Origin of the sequence: Ancylobacter pratisalsi (assembly GCF_010669125.1) — a bacterium.
Classification (GTDB): Bacteria; Pseudomonadota; Alphaproteobacteria; order Rhizobiales; family Xanthobacteraceae; genus Ancylobacter; species Ancylobacter pratisalsi.
Genome location: NZ_CP048630.1, coordinates 60,217 through 78,703, shown reverse-complemented (window position 1 = coordinate 78,703; position 18,487 = coordinate 60,217). Strand labels below are relative to the sequence as shown.

Sequence of the window (18,487 nt, the reverse complement as noted above, 5' to 3'; positions counted from 1 at the left end):
ACCCGCATCTACCCGTCCCGCTACTCAATCCGACCTCTGGTCGGAATACCCTGTCTCGCCAACGCCTCTTTGCCAGACGCGCTCTTTTTTGAGCGCTGATAGCCGCAGATCAAGGAAGCGTTGCCGAGCGATCACTACGGAGAGCTTATGGAGGGCGCGGTTACGAACTCGTAAACTGCCATAGTGAACAATCTCCTTGTGGCGAGAAAAAGAGCAGGTGGCCCAGCACCGTAGCGTTCATATTGCAGTGCACAAAAATTGTTGACGATGATGGTGCGTTGCATTATATAGATATGCGGGACAGAATATCCCGGCAGACGCGGGCGAGAGGCATTTCCGCGCACGCGGAGGAGCAACAGGGAGTGGTTATGATGCAGAACATGGATGAAATTCAGAAGCTCGGTAAGGACAACCTCGACAACGCGATGAAGAGCTTCGGCACCGTGTCGAAGGGCGTTCAGGCGATCGCCGTCGAGGTGGCCGACTATTCGAAGAAGTCTTTCGAGGAAGGCACTGCCGCGGCGGAGAAGCTGTTCGGCGCCAAGACCCTCGACAAGGCCGTCGAGATCCAGTCCGCCTATTTCAAGAACGCCTATGAGGGCTTTGTCGCCCAGGCGACCAAGATGGGCGAGCTGTATGCCGACCTCGCCAAGGAAACCTACAAGCCGTATGAGGGCATGATGGGGAAGTTCCCCGGAGCCAAGTGACGCCCTCCGGCTGATTTCCTCCGGCTCCGTGCCGGTGGCCCGTTCGTTTGCAAGGCCCGGCTAACCGCCGGGCCTTCTGCGTTTCGGGCGCCTGAATGTCATCGCGTGGTCATGCAGCGTGGCGTTCTGGAGCAAGGACGCCGTGGCGATTGTCACCGGATTGCGACAGAGCGTACGCATCGAAGCTCTGGCGCAGCGGGGAAGGCGTACCTATTATAGTTTTCAACGGCCAGCCCGGCCGCAAGGGTCCAGCCTGAATGACACCCTCAGTCATGACGAAGCTGCGCGAGAGGATGATGGCCGACGACGAGCGTCGCCGACGCGGAGACAACGCGCCGGGAACGGCGGTGATTACGCGCACCAAGCCGCAGGTGAAGCGGCCCAATCTCTACAGGGTGCTCCTGCTCAACGACGACTACACGCCAATGGAGTTCGTCGTGCATGTGCTCGAGCACTTCTTCACCAAGAACAGGGAGGAAGCCACTCAGGTCATGCTGCATGTGCATCAGCATGGCGTGGGCGAGTGCGGTGTCTACACCTACGAGGTAGCCGAAACAAAGGTCACACAGGTGATGGACTTCGCCCGAAAGCATCAGCATCCTTTGCAGTGCGTCATGGAGAAGAAGTGACGCCCCGCGACGGCTAAACGAAGAGGTCCCGATGCCCACCTTCTCCCGAAGCCTCGAACAGTCACTTCACCGGGCCCTCGCGCTCGCTAACGAACGTCATCACGAGTACGCGACGCTTGAGCACTTGCTGCTGTCGCTGGTCGACGACCAGGACTCGGCGGCCGTCATGCGTGCGTGCAACGTCGATCTCGAGAAGCTGCGCCGGAACCTTGTCGAGTACATCGACACCGAGCTCGACAATCTGGTTCAGGACGCCGGCGAGGATTCCAAGCCGACGGCAGGGTTCCAGCGCGTGATCCAGCGCGCGGTGATCCATGTCCAGTCCTCCGGTCGCGAAGAGGTGACAGGCGCGAACGTTCTCGTTGCGGTTTTCGCCGAGCGCGAGAGCCATGCGGCCTATTTCCTGCAAGAGCAGGACATGACCCGCTACGACGCGGTCAATTACATCAGTCACGGCATCGCCAAGCGCGCCGGCATGTCGGAGAGTCGTCCCGTCCGCGGCGCCGAGGAGGAGACGGAGACGAAGACCGGGGAAGAGGCCAAGAAGAAGGCTGATGCACTCGACGCCTATTGCGTGAATCTCAACAAGAAGGCACGCGACGGCAAGATCGATCCGCTCATCGGCCGCGACAGCGAAATCCAGCGCACCATCCAGGTGCTGTGCCGGCGCTCCAAGAACAACCCGCTCTTCGTGGGGGATCCCGGCGTGGGCAAGACCGCTATCGCCGAGGGGCTGGCACGTCGCATCGTCAATGGCGAGGTGCCAGACGTCCTCAAGAACGCGACCGTGTTCTCGCTCGACATGGGCGCTCTGCTTGCCGGAACCCGTTACCGTGGCGATTTCGAAGAACGCTTGAAGCAGGTGGTGAAGGAGATCGAGGCCTATCCGGACGCGATCATGTTCATCGACGAGATCCATACCGTGATCGGCGCCGGCGCGACGTCCGGCGGCGCCATGGATGCCTCGAATCTGCTCAAGCCCGCCCTCGCTTCGGGCACGCTGCGCTGCATCGGCTCGACCACCTACAAGGAGTATCGCCAGTACTTCGAGAAGGACCGCGCCCTTGTCCGCCGCTTCCAGAAGATCGACGTGCCGGAGCCGACCGTGCCGGACGCGATCGAGATCCTGAAGGGGCTGAAGCCGTATTTCGAGGACTATCACCGGCTCCGCTACACCAACGACGCCATCAAGGCGGCGGTGGAGTTGTCCGCGCGCTACATCCATGACCGCAAGCTGCCGGACAAGGCGATCGACATCATCGACGAGAGCGGGGCGGCGCAGATGCTGCTTCCGGAAGGGCGTCGCAAGAAGACCATCGGCGTGAAGGAGATCGAGGCCACCATCGCCACCATCGCCCGCATTCCGCCGAAGACGGTTTCGAAGGACGATACGGAGATCCTTGCCGGGCTGGAGACCACGCTCAAGCGGGTGGTCTATGGTCAGGACAAGGCCATCGAGGCGCTGTCCTCCGCGATCAAGCTGGCGCGGGCGGGGCTACGCGAACCGGAGAAGCCGATCGGCTCCTACCTGTTCTCGGGTCCCACAGGCGTCGGCAAGACCGAGGTGGCCAAGCAGCTTGCCTCCAGCCTGGGTGTGGAACTGCTGCGCTTTGACATGTCGGAGTACATGGAGCGGCACACCATCTCGCGGCTGATCGGCGCGCCTCCGGGCTATGTCGGCTTCGACCAGGGCGGTCTGCTGACCGACGGCATCGACCAGCACCCACATTGCGTGCTGCTGCTGGACGAGATCGAGAAGGCGCATCCCGACCTGTTCAACATCCTGCTGCAGGTGATGGACCACGGGAAGCTGACCGACCACAACGGCAAGCAGGTCGACTTCCGCAACGTCATTCTCATCATGACGACGAATGCGGGCGCGGCGGACCTGTCCAAGTCGGCCTTCGGCTTCACGCGCACGAAGCGCGAGGGAGACGATGTGGAGGCGATCAACCGGCTGTTCGCGCCGGAGTTCCGCAATCGCCTCGACTCGATCATTCCCTTCGCCCACCTCACCAACGAGGTCATCGCGCTGGTGGTGGAGAAGTTCGTGCTCCAGCTTGAGGCCCAGCTCGCCGACCGTAACGTCACCATCGAGCTGTCCGATGAGGCCACTGCCTGGCTGGTCGAGCGTGGCTACGATGAGCAGATGGGCGCGCGTCCGATGGGACGGGTGATCCAGGAGCACATCAAGAAGGCGCTGGCGGACGAGGTGCTGTTCGGCAAGCTGCGTTCGGGTGGCCATGTCCGCGTCGTGGTCACCACGGCAGAGACGGGCGAAACCTCGCTTGCCTTCGAGTTCCCGGAGGGACCGATCACGCCGAAGCCGGAGAAGATCACGCCTCCCAAGGCCAAACGGGCGCCCCGCCGCAAAGCGGCTACGGGCACCAAGGCCAAGAAGGCGAGCGGCGAGGGGCCGCGCGGCCGTTCGGGAGGCTCGCGCGTGCCGCGGATGCCTCTCAAGGTGTAGGCCCGCGATCACGCTCCGGTGCCTCCAGCATCGGATATCGAAAATGTGCACCGCCCGCGCAACGTCGCGGGCGGTTTCTTTTGTGAGGTTGGGAATGAGGCCGAAGGTTCTGCTTGACCGGAGCATCGCCCGGGTCGATCAACGAGCCGCTTTGGGTCCCGCATAATGCATTCACTTCCTCCTCCGTCCGAGACTGGTGGGGCCGGTGCGCCGGTCTGGTTCCTTCGCGGTGCCGTCGCGGCGCTCAGCGTGCCCGGATGCGTGCTCGTTGCCACCTTCATTGGCTTTGGTGGTCTCTTGCACGATGTCCAGTTTCCCCTCGTGGCGGGACTTCTTTCCACGTTGCTGATTTGGGCGTTGCCCGCGCAGGTGATTCTGGTCGGCGGTCTGGCGGCAGGCTCGCCGATCCCCGCCCTCGCCATCGCGGTGTGCCTCTCCGGCGTGCGGTTGCTGCCCATGGTGGTGTCGGTCATGCCGATGATGCGTGGCACCCGGCCGCGCCTGTGGCAGGAACTGCTGTGCGCGCACTTCGTGGCCGTCACGCTCTGGGTGGAGGGGGTACGCCTGCTGCCCGGCGTTCCGCAGTATGCGCGCCCGGCCTATTCCCTCGGTATTGGCTCGGGTCTCATGGTCCTGAGCCTGTCGGGCACGGCGATCGGCTTCTATCTGACCGACGCCTTGCCCGGTCCCTTGGCCATCTCGCTGCTGCTGCTGACGCCGATCTCTTTCACCATCCTTCTGGTGCGCAATGCGCGCGCGCCGGCGGACTGGCTGGCGATCGGGTTCGGGGCGACGATCTCGCCGCTGGCCACCTACCTGCCCGGCGGGCTCGACCTGTTCTGGGCCGGCGTGGGCGGGGGAACGCTCGCCTTCATCGTCGCGCGCTGGTTGCCGAGGCGCCGGGCATGACGCTGACAATGAACGCGCCTCTGGGCGACTTGGCCGCAATCGTGATCGTTCTGCTGGTAGGGTTCCTGCCGAACGAACTCTGGCGGGTGCTCGGCGTGCTGTTCGGGCGCCGGATCGATGAGGACAGCGCGCTGATGCGCTGGGTGAAGACGGTGGCGACCGCGCTGGTGGCCGCGGTGGTCGCCCGCCTGGTGCTGGTGCCGAGCGGGGCGCTGATCGCGCTTCCGCTCTGGCTGCGCCTCTTGGCGGTGGCGTCTGGCATTGGCGGGTTCTACGCCATGCGCCGCTCGGTGCTGGCGGGCGTTCTCACGGCGGAAGTGGTGCTGGCAGTGAGCGCGTGGTGGCTTGGCGTGACCGGCTGATCAGCCCTCCAGCGCTGCCTTGAGTTTCGCGGCCTGCGCGGCAAGCACGTCGGGTGCCTCCTTGTAGGAAAGCGGCGGCTTCAGCTCGACCCCCGTGTGACGGGGCAGCACGTGGACGTGGAGATGGAACACTTCCTGTCCGCCGGCCTTCTCATTGTGCTGCGTCACCGTGATGCCGTCGGCAGCGAACACGTTCATTTGCGCCCGCGCGATATGCTGGGCGCCAGTCGCCACGGCCGCGAGATCGTCCGCTTCGACGTCGAGCAGATTGCGGGCCGGCGCCTTCGGGATCACGAGCGTGTGGCCCGGCGCGCGGGGCATGATGTCGAGAAAGGCGACGACGCGGTCATTCTCATAGACGCGGTATGCGGGCAGTTCGCCACGCAGGATCTTGGCGAAGATGTTGCCCGGATCGTAGGTCATCACATTCCTCCCTGTCGGGTCGTGGTGATCGCAGTCCCCCACGCGCAGGTCAAGGCATCGCCGCTCAGCCTTCCTCGTCAAGGTGCCGCGCGACGTGGCGATAGGGCCCGAGCTCGGAAAGCTCTTCGCCTGCGCTCTCCACATAGCGGCGCTCGCGCGCGAGATAGCTTGCGACGGCGGCGCGAAACCCCGTGTCGGCGATGTAGTGCGCTGAATGTGTTGTGACCGGAAGATAGCCGCGCGCCAGCTTGTGCTCGCCCTGCGCGCCGGCCTCAACGGTGCCTAGGCCCCGGGCGATCGCGAATTCGATGGCCTGATGATAGCAGACCTCGAAATGCAGGAAGGGATGTTGCTCGACGGCACCCCAATGACGTCCGTAAAGCGTATCGGGACCGATGAAATTGATGGCCCCGGCGATCCATCGCCCCGCGCGCTTTGCCATCACCAGAAGAACCCGGTCGGCCATGCGCTCGCTGATGAGGGAGTAGAACTGGCGATTGAGATAGGGCCGCCCCCATTTGCGCGACCCGGTTTCGAGATAGAAGGCGAAGAACGCGTCCCACGCCTCCTCGGTGAGGTCCGGGCCCGTGAGCCAGTGGATGGAGATGCCGTTCTCCAGCGCCTCGCGGCGCTCGCGGCGTATGACCTTGCGCTTGCGTGAAGCCAGCTCGCCGAGAAAATCGTCGAAGCTGGAATACCCGCGATTCTGCCAGTGGAACTGCTGGTCGGTGCGGGGCAGGAACTCTTCCGCCTTCAGCGCTGCGGCGTCTCTTTCGGTCAGGAAGGTGGCGTGGACCGACGAGACCCTGCGCATGCCTGCCAGCGCCACAAGGCCCTGTGCCAGCGCCATGCGTGCGGAGTCCGCCGTGGCTCCGGCACGGACCAGCAGTCGCGGGCCGGTGGCGGGTGTGAAGGGAACACCGACCTGAAGCTTGGGATAGTAGCGCCCACCGGCGCGCTCATACGCCTCGGCCCAGCCATGGTCGAAGACGTATTCGCCCTGCGAGTGTGACTTGAGGTAGGCGGGGCAGACGCCGAGCACGACACCATCTGTTCCTTCCAGCACAAGATGCTGCGGGAGCCAGCCGGTCTGCGCCGAGGCAGAGCCGGACTCTTCGAGCGCTGAGAGGAACTCATGGCTGATGAACGGGTTTCCACGGCAGGACTGCCTTCCAGAGAAGTCCTTTGAAATCAGATGATTGAAGTCAGTGGATAATGTTTCGAGTGAGCTGTCGTCGGCGCAAGCATTCCAGTCCGCGGCTGAGAGTGCGCTGATATTGCTCTCGACGCGCAGGCTGATGGTGTCGTCAGTCATGGGATGCCGTGTATTTCGCAGTTCGCGCGGAGTGTCCGCTCAATGTGCGCGCGCGATGCGGCGGACGGAAGGCTTCTCACGACAATGCGATGCTCTGAGCTCTGCGCCACGGACAGGATTCCCGCGCAGGCCGCGAAACGCCGCTATGGCAGGAAGCCCTCGAAAATCATCTGATCCGCATGACGGGCGGCGGTGGCTCGGTCCTCGGCTGTTCGGACCGTCCAGGTCAGTACCGGCAGGTTGAGCGACCGGCGCGCCAGGGAGACGGCGGGCGAGGGAAGGTCTTTCACATAGTGGGCGAGGAAGTCCGGCCGCGTGCGCGGAACATGCAGCAGATTGCCCCAGGCGAACTTCGTGCCCGGCGCGAGGAAATCCCACTCCGGGTCGTCATAGCGCCGCTCCATCGTAAAGCCGCGTGGGATGGCGGGGGTCAGCCGCCGGGCACTTGCCACCAGGTCGGGGTCGAACGACATCAGCGCAACCGGACCCTCGTAGCCGGCCAGAACCTCAGCCGCGCGCACCGCGATCGCCTCGTCGCCGTCGAACTGGCTCTTCATCTCGATGATCAGCGGAACCCGTCCGGCCACGCGCGCCAGAAGCTCGGCAAGCGTCATCATGCGATCGGAGGTGCCGCGCAGGTCGATGGCCTTTAGCGCGGCGGCATCAAGCGCCTTGGCCGGACCCGTGGCGGTGGTGAGGCGTTCCAGCGTGTCGTCGTGGAACACCATCGCCTCGCCGTCGGAGGAGAGCTGGATATCGACTTCGATCGCATAATCGCGAGCGATCGCCGCATCGACGGCGGAGGGGCTGTTCTCAACAATGCCGCGCGCGGCGTCATGCAGCGCCCGATGCGCCACCGGCCGGGCGGTGAGCCAGGCCGGTGCGTTGATCGCGTAAGTGGGGGCAGAGCTCACAGGATCTGCTCAGACGAATTCGATCACCGCCTCGACCTCGACACTGACGTTGAACGGCAGCGCGGCGACACCGACGGCGGAACGGGCGTGGCGACCGGCATCGCCGAACACCTCGACGAAGAGATCCGAACAGCCATTGACCACCTTGGGCTGTTCGGTGAAGTCGGGAGCGGAGTTCACGAAGCCGACGAGCTTCACCACCCGCTTTACCCGATCGAGGTCGCCAAGAGCGGCCTTGATCTGGGCGATGACGTTGATGCCGCACTGCCGGGCCGCCGCGCGACCAGCCTCGACATCGGCTTCGACCACCAACTTGCCCTGCGTCAGCTTGCCATTGGCGACGGAGATCTGGCCCGAGATCCAGAGCAGGTTGCCACTGGTCACGGTGGGCACATAATTGGCAGCCGGCGCGGTGGCTTCGGGGAGGGTGATACCCAGTGACGCCAGCTTGGCCTCGACCGTTCCGGACATTTGATTCTCCGTATTGAACTGATTGTTCGGTAGCGGGCTAAGGGACTTTAGCCTTTTTGAAAATTCGACCTTGCCCCGTTTGGGTAGCGATGTTTCGCTGATCGGCGGTCCGCACGCAAGTCGGTTGCGGCCACGCCAGAGGAGTTTGCCTTTATGCCCGTGTCCGTGCCTTTCCGAGCCTGTCTCGCCTCGGTACTCCTTTTGGCCGCGACCCTGCCGGCGGCAGCGGTCCAACTCGCGCCGCACCGCGCCACCTATGCCCTTTCGCTGGACGGCAGCAAGGTCGCCAAGCGGGTGAACGCGGCCAGTGGACAGATCGTCTATGAGCTGCGCGGAAATCAATGCGCAGGATACTCGGTCCTGCTGCGCCAGAATACGGATCTCGATACCCAGGGCGGCTTGCTCAGCAGCTCGATCTCGACCGCGACGTGGGAAGACGGCACCGGCAAAGCCTATCGCTTTCGGGTAACCAACAAGGTCAATGGCGACGCCCCGGAACAGGCGGACGGCGTTGCCGAGCGCCGGGACGGCACGCTGGTCGTCAAGGCGACCAAGCCGGAAGAGACCACCGTCAAGATTTCCGGAAGTGTTCTGCTGCCGACGCAGCATGTGTTGCGGGTTCTTGCCGCGGCGACGAGCGGAGAGCCGATTCTTCAGGCGCCGGTCTATGACGGCTCGCCTGACGCGCGAAAGGTCTACGACACGCTGTCGGTGATCGGGAAAGGTATCACGGATGAGCAGGGGCTGGAGCAGGCCGCGAAGTCCGGCGAGCTGGCAGGCCGCACGCGCTATCCGGTCACGATCAGCTATTACGAGCGCGGCGGCAAGGATCAGACGCCCAGCTACGTCATCAGCTTTGACCTGTTCGACAACGGCGTCAGCCGGGCCCTGAAGCTTGATTATGGTGACTTCGCCTTGCGCGGGACACTCATTTCCTATGAGCCCCTTCCGACCGAGGCGTGCCCGAACTGACGGGCTCTGTACCGGCTGGGGCCGGTGCGTTGCGATGGGGTTGGGGCGCGCTGGTGCGGCGCGGAGCGTCGAGCACGATCCCGCGGTCGATGATCTCCTTTCCGAACCGGGCGCGCAGAGTATCGAGCGCACGCTCGGCGACGCCATTTCGTGTGCCCTGCGCATCCACCAGATCCGCCGGGTCGGCCAGGGCGGGGTCGGCGAGCTCGGAAACGCCCACGCCGATCAGCCGGAAGCGTCGCCCGTCTGCCTCGCGCAGCAGGATGGTGCGGGCGTGCTCGAAGATGCGGTGGGCGAGCTGGGTGGGATCTTCGAGCGAGTGGGCACGGGTGATCAGGCGGAAATCGGCGGTCTTCAGCTTGAGCGTCACCGTGCGCCCGGCATGCCCGCCCGCCTTGAGCCGGTCGGAAAGCTTGCGCGTGAGCCGATAGAGTTCCTGTTCCAGCGCGCGGAAGTCGCTGATATCGCTGTCGAATGTGGTCTCGGTGGAAACGCTCTTGGTCTCGCGTTCCGGATTCACCCGCCGGGTATCGATGCCATTGGCGAGGCGGTGGAGGCGCAGGCCCTCATTGCCGAAGCGGCGGGCCAGCGTCACCTCGTCGGCGGCCTGGAGGTCGGCGATCAGGCGATAGCCTTCGCGGGCAAGCCGCTCCTGTGTCGCCTTGCCGACGCCCCAGATGGCGCCGACGCTGAGAGGGGCGAGGAAAGCGCGGGCTTCGGCTGAGCCTATGACGGCGAATCCGCGAGGTTTATCAAGCTCTGAGGCCATTTTGGCGAGAAACTTGTTCGGCGCCAGACCGACCGAGAGCGTCACGCCGATGTCGGCCTCGACGGAGCGGGCGAGGCGGGCGAGGGACCGTGCCGGACTCTCGCCATGCAGCTTTTCGGTGCCGGCGAGGTCGAGAAATGCCTCATCAATGGAAAGCGGTTCGACCAGTGGCGTAAGTTCAAGCATACGCTCGCGAATCTGCCGCCCGACGGCGACGTATTTCGCCATGTTCGGCTTCACCACCACCGCCTCCGGGCATAGGGCGAGCGCCTTGAACATCGGCATTGCCGAGCGCACGCCCTTCACGCGGGCGAGATAGCATGCGGTTGAGACGACACCGCGCTTGCCGCCGCCCACAATGACCGGCACGTCGCGCAGGGAAGGGTCGTCGCGCTTCTCCACCGAGGCGTAAAACGCGTCGCAGTCGATGTGGGCGATGTGGAGGCCAGTGAGTTCGATGTGGCGCGTGAGGCGCGGGCTGCCGCAGGCCAGGCAGCGCGCCTCGGCGCCCGCCTCACGCAGGCAATCCCGGCAGAAGGCAGGCTCCCGCGCCATGTCTATGCTCCAGGGGTAATTCTGGTGCCGACGTCATGCCCCACGCAGGTCACTCCTCGTTCCTGTCATCGTGAAACAGAATCTCGCGCGCCGCCACCACGTGCCCCGGATCGATCCGGGCCTGCTCGGCATATTCGAGCAGCAGATCCTGCCGGGAGATGAGAAAGTCCAGCAGCGCGACGTGGAAGGCGGGGGAGGCGGCCACACCGCGCAGGTCGGCCGGCGACAGCCCGCTCTCGGCGAGGAAGGGGCCGATCCGCTCCGGATCGCCGGCGAGATAGGACAGCGCGCCCAGGCTGACCTCGCGGGCGGCCTGAATCGTTGCGAGAGGTTTTGAACTGCGGCGTTGCATTTGCGGTTCCGTAAGGAATGGGCGGTTAGATTAGCGTCAATGATGGGCCGACGCTGCTGGATTCCGGCCCGCGTGGACCATCGGTGCTTTTCCGGGGATTCACAGACCCATGCCCAAGACCGTACTGATCGTTGAAGACAATGAGCTCAACATGAAGCTCTTCAACGATCTGCTCGAAGCTCACGGCTATGTCACCATCGGCACGCGCAATGGCCGCGAGGTGATGGATCTTGCCCGTCAGAACCGTCCCGACCTGATTCTGATGGACATTCAGCTTCCCGAAGTCTCCGGGCTCGACGTGACGCGCTGGCTCAAGGCCGACCCGGAACTCAAGGCGATTCCGGTTATCGCCGTCACCGCCTTCGCCATGAAAGGCGACGAGGAACGAATCCGGGAGGGGGGCTGCGAGGCCTATCTTTCCAAGCCGATTTCGGTAGCGCGATTCCTGGAGACGGTGCGCCAGTTCCTTCCCGACTGAACCGGCCGGTGGGTGGACCGATTCGGCTGCGTTCCGACAGTTGCTTTCCGCGCCACCTGCGCTAGCCTGAGGCGGTATTGAACTGCCCTACGGAGTGCTCGGGTCCGCCGCATCTCCTGGGTCCGTGGGGTTCAGTCGGCGGGTGGCGGCGTGGATGGCCTCTCCGTGCTGCCGCCCGCCGATACTTCTCCCGCGCCGTGCCTTGTCCCGCGCCGTGCCCAGATCCGAAAGCAACAAAAAAGGCGCCTCGCGGCGCCTTTTGCATGCTTGGCGGAGCCGGAAGGGCTCAGATCACTTGATCTTGCCTTCGCGGAACTCGACATGCTTGCGCGCGACCGGGTCGTACTTCTTCACGACCAGCTTGTCGGTCATGGTGCGCGAGTTCTTCTTGGTGACGTAGAAGAAGCCGGTGTCGGCGCTCGACACGAGCTTGATCTTGATGGTCGTTGCTTTGGCCATGACCGGATCTCCAGGAGCGTGGCAGTCAAACGTGGGACAGCCACGTTAAACAAAACGGGTTCGTGCGGCAGAACTGCCGCTCGTTGCGCGACCGTATCCGTGATCGGAGCGCGATTGTCAAGGAAGGCGCGTCAGCGATCGCGCCATATCTGCCCCGCGACCACCAGAACATAGATGGCCAGAAACAGCGCCAGGGCGAAGGCGAAGCCGTTGGGGTCGATCACCTGCATGCCCCCGCCCACCGTGGTCGGGCCGACAATGAGGCCGATGGAATAGAGCATCACGAAGGCGGCGTTCGCCGTGGCCAGCGCCGCGCCATCGAAGCGCGCGCCGAGCAGGGCGAGGCCGACGGTGTAGAGGCCGGCGCAGATGCCCGTGGTGAGGAACACCGTGATCCACATCGCCCAGCCATCCATGGCCAGATAGGGCAGCAGCAGCGAACCGATCAACGCCAGCGCGCCGCAGCCGAGCAGAAGCTTGCGCCGGTCGACCCGGTCGCTGATGAGGCCGAGCGGCAGCTGGAGCCCCACATTGCCGAGTTCCGCCACGGTAAGCAGGATCGCCGCGTCGCTCTCGCCGAGCCCGCGCCGCAGGCCGTAGAGCGGCAGGAAGTTCAGCAGCCCGGTTTCGACCGCTCCGAAGATGAAGGCGGCGAGCGTCGCCGCAGGGGCGATGCGCAACAGGCTGAACACGCCGCCCGCGCCGTCCTTCTCGATCACCGGCGCGCCGGACGCGCCGATCATCACCGGAATCGCGGCGACGCCGAAGAAGGCCGCGCCGCACAGATAGGGCGCGAGGCCGCTGGTGCCGACCAGGCTGAGAATAGCCGGCCCGCCCGCGAACCCCACCGATAGAACAGTGCCGTAAATGCCGATGACGAAGCCGCGTCGGCCGCTGGGCGCGGCGGCGTTGATCCAGAACTCGCTGACGACGAACAGCACGCACAGCGCGGCACCGAAGATGAAGCGCAGCGGAAACCACAGCGCGAAGGACGCCGTGAGCTTGAAGGCGATCAGGCTGATGCCTGCGGTGAGAAGTGCCGCCATCAGCATACGGCCCGCGCCGAGGCGTCGGACCAGCCCCGGTGTGAAGGGCGCGACGACGATGGTGGCGAAGCCGCCGACAGCGGTGTTTATGCCGATCCAGGTGCTGGAGATTCCGCGCGCGTTCAGCTCGAACGCCAGCAGCGGAATGGTAAGCGCCAGCCCCAGCCCCACCACCGAAATCGCGCCGATGGCCGCCGCGATGGAAGCAACATTCACGCCCGGCGGCGTGGGGATGGACGAGACGGGGGCAGACATGCAGGCACCTGGCGTAACGGGAGCCGATGCTCCCGGGCCGTTGGCTCTACCCCATGGGGTGCGAAAGTCGAATGACTTTTGGCAATGCAATCATGACGGGGATTTATGACGGCGGGCGCAGGGCGCGCCCGCCACAACGCTCTCAGGCGATGGGTTCGCGGTACATCCGGTTGCCGCGTCCGTAATAGAGCGGCACCGGCAGCCATGGCTTGTTGCCGCCGGAGAGGCGGATCTCGACCTCCTCGACAATGGCGCGGGTGATGTCGGGAATCTCCGCGCGCTTCGCCTCGTCGGTGGTGAGCCAGGCGGCTTCGACGAACTCCTGCTCCGGTCCGATGGTGCCCTCGACGCGATGGCCGACATCGGCGAGGTCGGCGATGAAGAAGCGCGTATCGAAGCGGCGGATCAGACCTGGCGGGGTGATGGCCCGCGCGACGAAGGTGAGCGCCTCCAGATTGGGAAACAGTCCGGCGCCGCCGAAATCCTGCCAGCCGTCGGGAATCGTGTCCGGCGTGCCGGCATCGCGCGTGCCGATGGCCAGTCCCGTTTCCTCGAAGGTCTCGCGGATGGCGGCGAGCGCCAACCCGCGCGGCCGGCTGAGAGCGGGGCGCGCAACCCGCTCGCCGAGCCGCCGCTCGCTCTCGTCGTCCAGCATGCCGAAGACCGGCATGTGCCGGTCCTTCGGCTCCAGCCGTCCGCCGGGAAAGACCAGCTTGCCGGGCATGAAGCGAAGGCGCGGGTTGCGGCGGCCGAACAGCAGGCGGGGCGTCGTGGCCGAGCGATCAACGAGAATGAGCGCCGCAGCGTCGGCGGGGCGCACGGTCGGATGGCGGGGGCCGCGCGCTTCGACATTGAAACGCGCGGTAACGTCGGTGCGGCTCATGGCTGACTTCGATGCAGGAGGGGAATCAGGAGGCGACGCGGGCGGGTTTGGCCATCGGCGCATCCGCCCGGCGGCTGGGCGGAACCGGATCGCGCTCGGGATCGGTGGGGTCGAAGCCGTGCATGCGCACTGCCCATTGATAGGCGATGAGCGCACCCTTCACGGGCGGAAGCAGCAGCAGCGAGAGAATGAGCGTCATCGGCAGCCACAGCGACAGGTGGATCCAGATGGCCGGACGGAAGGCCATTTCCACCGCCAGCAGCAGCGGCACAACGATGTGGCCGACGATGGTGATGACCATGTAGGGCGGGGCGTCGTCGGCGCGGTGGTGCCAGAGCTCCTCGCCGCAGGACGGGCAGCGCTCGTTCACCTTGAGATAGGCGCCGAACATCTTGCCTTGGCCGCAGGCGGGGCAGCGCATGCGGAAGCCTCTGGCGAAGGCGGTGCCGACGGGCCGGTGCGGCTGTGACATCATGTGCGTCGCGCCTCCCGGGCGCTATTTGCGTTTGCCGCGCATACCGGCGCGGCGGGGCCGTTCCTCGGGGCGGCGGAAGCGGGCCTTGCCGGCACCGCGCGGTCCTTTCCCGGCGCCCGCGACCCGCGTCCCTTCCGATATAAGCTCGAATCGCAACGCGCCAGCCACCGGGGCGGCTTCGATCAGCTTCACTTCGACGCGGTCGCCGAGGCGGTGCATCTCTCCGCTCTGGTCGCCGATCAGGGCGTGGCGGGCTTCATCATAGCGATAATAGTCCTGCCCGAGCGTCGAGGCGGGAATGAATCCGTCCGCACCGGTGTCGTCCAGCGTGACGAACAGGCCGACACGGGTGACACCGGCAATGCGGCCCTTGAACTCGGCGCCCATCTGCTGGGCCATATGGTGGGCGATCAGCCGGTCGACGGTCTCGCGCTCCGCCGACATGGCGCGGCGCTCGCTGGCCGAGATGCGCGCGGCGATCTCGGCGAGCTGTTCGGGCGTCATGGTCTCCGGCAGCCCGTCGCGGCCAAGTCCGAGCGCACGGATCAGCGCGCGGTGCACGATGAGGTCGGCATAGCGGCGGATCGGCGAGGTGAAATGCGCGTAGCGGCGCAGATGCAGGCCGAAATGTCCGTAATTCTCGAAGGCATACTCCGCCTGCGCCTGGCTGCGCAGGATGACCTGGTTGACCAGCGGCGCCAGCTCGCTGCCCACCACCCGCGACAGGATCTCGTTGAACTGCGCCGGGCGGACGGTTTCGGTCTTGGGCAGCTTGATGTCGAGCGTCTGCAGGAATTCGCGCAGGCCTGACATCTTCTCCAGCGATGGCTGGTCGTGGACGCGGTAGACGAGGGGGACGTGCTTTTCCTCCAGCGTCTCGGCGGCGGCGACGTTGGCGAGGATCATGAATTCCTCGATCAGCTTGTGCGCGTCGAGGCGTTCGGGAACCACGACCCGGTCCACCGTGCCGTCGGGCTTCAGCAGGATCTTGCGCTCGGGCAGGTCGAGTTCCAGCGGGGAGCGGGCGTCGCGGGCCTGCTTCACGGCCGCATAGGCGTCCCACAGCGGGCGCAGCACGCCCGTCAGCAGGGGCTGGGTGGTCTCGTCCGGCCGGCCGTCAATGGCGGCCTGCGCCTGCACATAGGAGAGCTTGGCGGCCGAACGCATCATCACGCGATGGAAGCTGTGGCGCCGCTTGCGGCCATTGGCGCCCACCACCATGCGCACCGCCATGGCCGGGCGGTCCTCCAGCGGGCGCAGCGAGCACAGATCATTGGAGATCCGCTCCGGCAGCATCGGCACCACCCGGTCGGGGAAGTACACCGAATTGCCGCGCGACAACGCCTCGCGGTCGAGTGCCGAACCGGGGCGCACATAGGCGGCGACATCGGCGATGGCGACGGTGAGGATGAAGCCGCCCTCATTGTCGGGGTCGAGATCGGGCGTGGCATGGACCGCGTCGTCATGGTCCTTGGCATCGGGCGGGTCGATGGTGACCAGCGGCAGATCGCGCCAGTCCTCGCGACCGGCCATCCTCGCGGGCCGGGCTTCCTCGGCCTCGGCCAGCGCATCACGCCGGAACACGCTCGGTATGCCGTGGGCGTGGATGGCGATGAGGCTGATCGCCTTCTCGGTCGAGACGGAGCCGAGTCGCTCCTTCACCTTCGCGGTCGGCAGGCCATAGGCGTGATGACGCATGATCTCGACCGAGACCAGGTCGCCGTCCTCGGCATCGCCGGCGAAGTCCGGGGGAATGGCAAGCTCGCGGCCCATGTTGCGCTTGTCGACCGGGATCAGCCGTCCACCGCCCTGGGCGTCGCGGCGGAAGACGCCGAGCGTGAGGGCGCGGGACTTCTCGATGATCTTGAGCACATGCCCGGTGTGACGCACCCGGCCATCCGCTTCCGGGATCTCGTCGGTCTTCAGCAGCACGCGGTCGCCGATGGCGGGCGCCGGGCCGGCGACACGGCCACGCCGGGCGAGCTTGATGAGGATGTGCGGGGCCTCGCCATGCGCCTCGGTGTCCCAGTCGATCGGCTGGGCGATGAGTTCGCCGTCCTCGTCGCGTTCCACGACCTCGGACATGACGACGGCGGGCAGGCCGCCGGCGACGTGGAGCTTCTTGCGCTTGCGCCCGATCAGCCCTTCCTCGGCCAGCTCGCGCAGCATCGCCTTGAGCACGATGCGGTCGCTGCCGTCGAGCCCGAAGGCGCGCGATATCTCCCGCTTGCCGACGTCTCCGCCATTGGCGGCGATGAAGGCGGTGAGATCCTCACGGCTTGGAAGACCCCTCGGCAGGCGGGGGGCGGGGGCTTTGCGGGGCTTCGGTCTGGCGGGCTTGCGCACGATTCACTGTCCAAAAATGTCATGGCGACGCTAACGGCTTGGAGGCCCGGCGTCGACGCCCGATGCGGCCGGTCGGTGGATACCGAGATGTTGTTTGGCCTTGCATTCGGGCGATGTTGGGATGACTTTGCGCCGGCCCCGGGGGCGGGACCCGCCTTAGCTTGAAAGAACTGTAATGGATGCCTGTGCCACCGAGGCGCACCCCGCCGCCCTCGATCACACCACTATCCGGACCATCATTATCGGCGTGATGCTCGCCATGTTCCTTGGCGCGCTCGACCAGACTATCATTGCCACCGCACTCCCGACCATCGGTAGTGACTTCGGCGATCTCGAAAACCTGTCCTGGATCGTGACCGCCTATCTGCTTACCGGAACCGCGGCCACGCCGCTCGTCGGCAAGCTTGCGGACATCCATGGCCCCCGGCCGGTGCTGAACGCATGTATCGCGCTGTTTCTTGTCGGCTCGATCGCGTGCGCGCTGGCTCCCTCGATGCTGTGGCTGATCGGCGCTCGCGCGCTGCAGGGGCTGGGCGGTGGCGGGCTGATCGCGCTGGCGCAGACCATCATCGGGCTGCTGGTCCCGCCCCGTGAACGCGGGCGCTATCAGGTCTATTTCGCGGCCGTCTTCATCACCTCCTCGATCGCCGGCCCGGTTCTCGGCGGCTTTTTCGCCCAGCACCTGCACTGGTCGCTGATCTTCTGGATGAACCTGCCGCTCGGCATTCTCGCCGCGGTCATGAGCGACCGTGCGCTGCGCCGCCTGCCGGCCCATCACCACCGCCACCGGCTCGACGTGATCGGCGCCCTGCTCATGTGTCTCGCCACCGTGGCGCTGCTGCTGGCGATGAGCTGGGGCGGAACGCGATTCGCGTGGAATTCCCTGGAAATTCTCGGGCTGTTCGCGGTTTCGGTGCTGGTCTGGCTCGGCTTCGCGCTGCGGGTCGCCACGGCGCTCGAGCCGCTGCTGCCGATCGCGGTGCTGTCGAATCAGGTGGTGCGCACCGGCGTTCCGGCGGCGGCCTTCTGCATGGGCACCATGGTCGGCCTGTCGATCCAGCTTCCGCTCTATCTGGAAGGCGTGCTCGGCCTCACGGCCAGCCAGTCCGGGCTGGCGCTGATTCCGCTGATGGCCGGCGTCGTGTTCGGCGCCACCGGGGCCGGGCAGGTGATGGGCCGGGTGGATCACTACAAGCGAGTGCCGATACTCGGACTGGTGTGCGCCGTCGGCGCGCTGGTGGCGCTGGCGCTCGGGCCGCTGGCGCCCCCGCTCTGGCTCGTCGTCCTGACCACGGGCGTGACCGGCATCGGCCTTGGCACGGTGCTGCCGGTATCGACGGTCGCGATCCAGAACGCCGTTCCGCTGCCGCAACTGGGCACCACGACGGGGCTGGCCAATTTCTTCCGCTCGCTCGGCGCGGCGATCCTCACCGCCGGCTTCGGCGCCATCGTGGTCGGTGCCTCGGGCCTGCAGGGAAACGGGATGATCGAGGGAGTGCTGGGGGGCGGGCACGGCGGGAGCCTTGCCCTCGCACAGGCGTTCCGCTGGGTGTTCCTGGCCGGCGCGGGCGCTCTCACCCTGTCGCTGGTGGCGATACTGGCGATGGAAGAGCGTCCGCTGCGTGGCCATCCCAGCCCCGCCATACTGACCGAATAGGGAGGAGGGCGGCACCCCGCCCTCGCTCCGGCCTTTCGGG

Annotated in this window: 19 protein-coding genes; 8 read left to right on the top strand and 11 right to left on the bottom strand. The window is 65.8% G+C overall.

What is annotated here, in order from left to right; translation table 11 throughout:
- Positions 1-368 precede the first annotated feature (368 nt).
- The 5 genes from G3A50_RS00390 to G3A50_RS00370 all read left to right on the top strand — a co-directional run bounded on the left by G3A50_RS00390 (position 369) and on the right by G3A50_RS00370 (position 5,077).
- Positions 369-707, top strand: coding sequence for a phasin family protein (locus G3A50_RS00390; RefSeq protein WP_163073275.1), 339 nt, complete (start codon positions 369-371; stop codon positions 705-707).
- A 272-nt stretch (positions 708-979) separates the two neighbouring features.
- On the top strand, positions 980-1,336 hold the full coding sequence (gene clpS, locus G3A50_RS00385) for an ATP-dependent Clp protease adapter ClpS (protein ID WP_163073274.1): 357 nt from the start codon (positions 980-982) through the stop codon (positions 1,334-1,336).
- 31 nt (positions 1,337-1,367) lie between these two features.
- A complete protein-coding gene (clpA, locus tag G3A50_RS00380; protein ID WP_163073273.1) occupies positions 1,368-3,806 on the top strand; it encodes an ATP-dependent Clp protease ATP-binding subunit ClpA in 2,439 nt (812 codons plus the stop codon).
- Positions 3,807-3,971: 165 nt separating this feature from the next.
- Positions 3,972-4,715: an AzlC family ABC transporter permease gene (locus G3A50_RS00375; RefSeq protein WP_163073272.1), complete on the top strand. Its 744-nt coding sequence runs from the start codon at positions 3,972-3,974 to the stop codon at positions 4,713-4,715.
- Positions 4,712-5,077, top strand: coding sequence for an AzlD domain-containing protein (locus G3A50_RS00370; protein WP_246251983.1), 366 nt, complete (start codon positions 4,712-4,714; stop codon positions 5,075-5,077). The genes G3A50_RS00375 and G3A50_RS00370 overlap by 4 nt, the downstream gene beginning before the upstream one ends.
- Here G3A50_RS00370 and G3A50_RS00365 read toward each other — a convergent pair whose 3' ends face one another.
- From G3A50_RS00365 to G3A50_RS00350, 4 genes are all read right to left on the bottom strand, one after another.
- Positions 5,078-5,500 (bottom strand): HIT family protein, encoded by a 423-nt coding sequence (locus G3A50_RS00365; RefSeq protein ID WP_163073271.1) that lies wholly within the window; start codon positions 5,498-5,500, stop codon positions 5,078-5,080.
- Between the two features lie 64 nt (positions 5,501-5,564).
- Positions 5,565-6,815 carry a GNAT family N-acetyltransferase gene (locus G3A50_RS00360; protein ID WP_163073270.1) on the bottom strand — a complete coding sequence of 417 codons (1,251 nt, stop codon included), beginning with the start codon at positions 6,813-6,815 and terminating at the stop codon, positions 5,565-5,567.
- Positions 6,816-6,958: 143 nt separating this feature from the next.
- Complete coding sequence (locus G3A50_RS00355) at positions 6,959-7,705, bottom strand: glycerophosphodiester phosphodiesterase family protein (RefSeq protein WP_163077142.1); 747 nt, start codon at positions 7,703-7,705, stop codon at positions 6,959-6,961.
- A 33-nt stretch (positions 7,706-7,738) separates the two neighbouring features.
- Positions 7,739-8,200 carry a RidA family protein gene (locus G3A50_RS00350; protein ID WP_163073269.1) on the bottom strand — a complete coding sequence of 154 codons (462 nt, stop codon included), beginning with the start codon at positions 8,198-8,200 and terminating at the stop codon, positions 7,739-7,741.
- A gap of 153 nt (positions 8,201-8,353) precedes the next feature.
- Between G3A50_RS00350 and G3A50_RS00345 the strand changes: the two genes are divergently transcribed.
- Positions 8,354-9,172, top strand: a complete 819-nt coding sequence (locus tag G3A50_RS00345) for a cell envelope integrity EipB family protein (RefSeq protein ID WP_163073268.1) — start codon at positions 8,354-8,356, stop codon at positions 9,170-9,172.
- On the opposite strand, the gene G3A50_RS00340 is transcribed toward G3A50_RS00345, so the two are convergent.
- Together G3A50_RS00340 and G3A50_RS00335 are read right to left on the bottom strand one after the other, a co-directional pair.
- A complete protein-coding gene (locus tag G3A50_RS00340; RefSeq protein ID WP_163073267.1) occupies positions 9,129-10,496 on the bottom strand; it encodes a DNA polymerase IV in 1,368 nt (455 codons plus the stop codon). The two genes, G3A50_RS00345 and G3A50_RS00340, sit on opposite strands and share 44 nt — an antisense overlap.
- A gap of 49 nt (positions 10,497-10,545) precedes the next feature.
- Positions 10,546-10,848, bottom strand: coding sequence for a DUF3572 domain-containing protein (locus tag G3A50_RS00335; protein ID WP_163073266.1), 303 nt, complete (start codon positions 10,846-10,848; stop codon positions 10,546-10,548).
- A 109-nt stretch (positions 10,849-10,957) separates the two neighbouring features.
- Here G3A50_RS00335 and G3A50_RS00330 point away from each other — a divergent pair, with 109 nt between their 5' ends.
- Positions 10,958-11,326: a response regulator gene (locus G3A50_RS00330; protein WP_163073265.1), complete on the top strand. Its 369-nt coding sequence runs from the start codon at positions 10,958-10,960 to the stop codon at positions 11,324-11,326.
- A 291-nt stretch (positions 11,327-11,617) separates the two neighbouring features.
- On the opposite strand, the gene rpmG is transcribed toward G3A50_RS00330, so the two are convergent.
- The 5 genes from rpmG to rnr form a co-directional block, all read right to left on the bottom strand.
- A complete protein-coding gene (rpmG, locus tag G3A50_RS00325) occupies positions 11,618-11,785 on the bottom strand; it encodes a 50S ribosomal protein L33 (RefSeq protein ID WP_018390658.1) in 168 nt (55 codons plus the stop codon).
- A 131-nt stretch (positions 11,786-11,916) separates the two neighbouring features.
- A complete protein-coding gene (locus G3A50_RS00320; protein ID WP_163073264.1) occupies positions 11,917-13,086 on the bottom strand; it encodes an MFS transporter in 1,170 nt (389 codons plus the stop codon).
- 142 nt (positions 13,087-13,228) lie between these two features.
- Complete coding sequence (locus G3A50_RS00315) at positions 13,229-13,969, bottom strand: NUDIX hydrolase (RefSeq protein ID WP_163073263.1); 741 nt, start codon at positions 13,967-13,969, stop codon at positions 13,229-13,231.
- Positions 13,970-13,994: 25 nt separating this feature from the next.
- Positions 13,995-14,444: a DUF983 domain-containing protein gene (locus tag G3A50_RS00310; protein ID WP_163073262.1), complete on the bottom strand. Its 450-nt coding sequence runs from the start codon at positions 14,442-14,444 to the stop codon at positions 13,995-13,997.
- Between the two features lie 21 nt (positions 14,445-14,465).
- Positions 14,466-16,790: a ribonuclease R gene (gene rnr, locus G3A50_RS00305; RefSeq protein ID WP_210255192.1), complete on the bottom strand. Its 2,325-nt coding sequence runs from the start codon at positions 16,788-16,790 to the stop codon at positions 14,466-14,468.
- Between the two features lie 175 nt (positions 16,791-16,965).
- Between rnr and G3A50_RS00300 the strand changes: the two genes are divergently transcribed.
- Positions 16,966-18,447 carry an MDR family MFS transporter gene (locus tag G3A50_RS00300; RefSeq protein ID WP_163073261.1) on the top strand — a complete coding sequence of 494 codons (1,482 nt, stop codon included), beginning with the start codon at positions 16,966-16,968 and terminating at the stop codon, positions 18,445-18,447.
- The last annotated feature ends 40 nt before the right edge of the window (positions 18,448-18,487 follow it).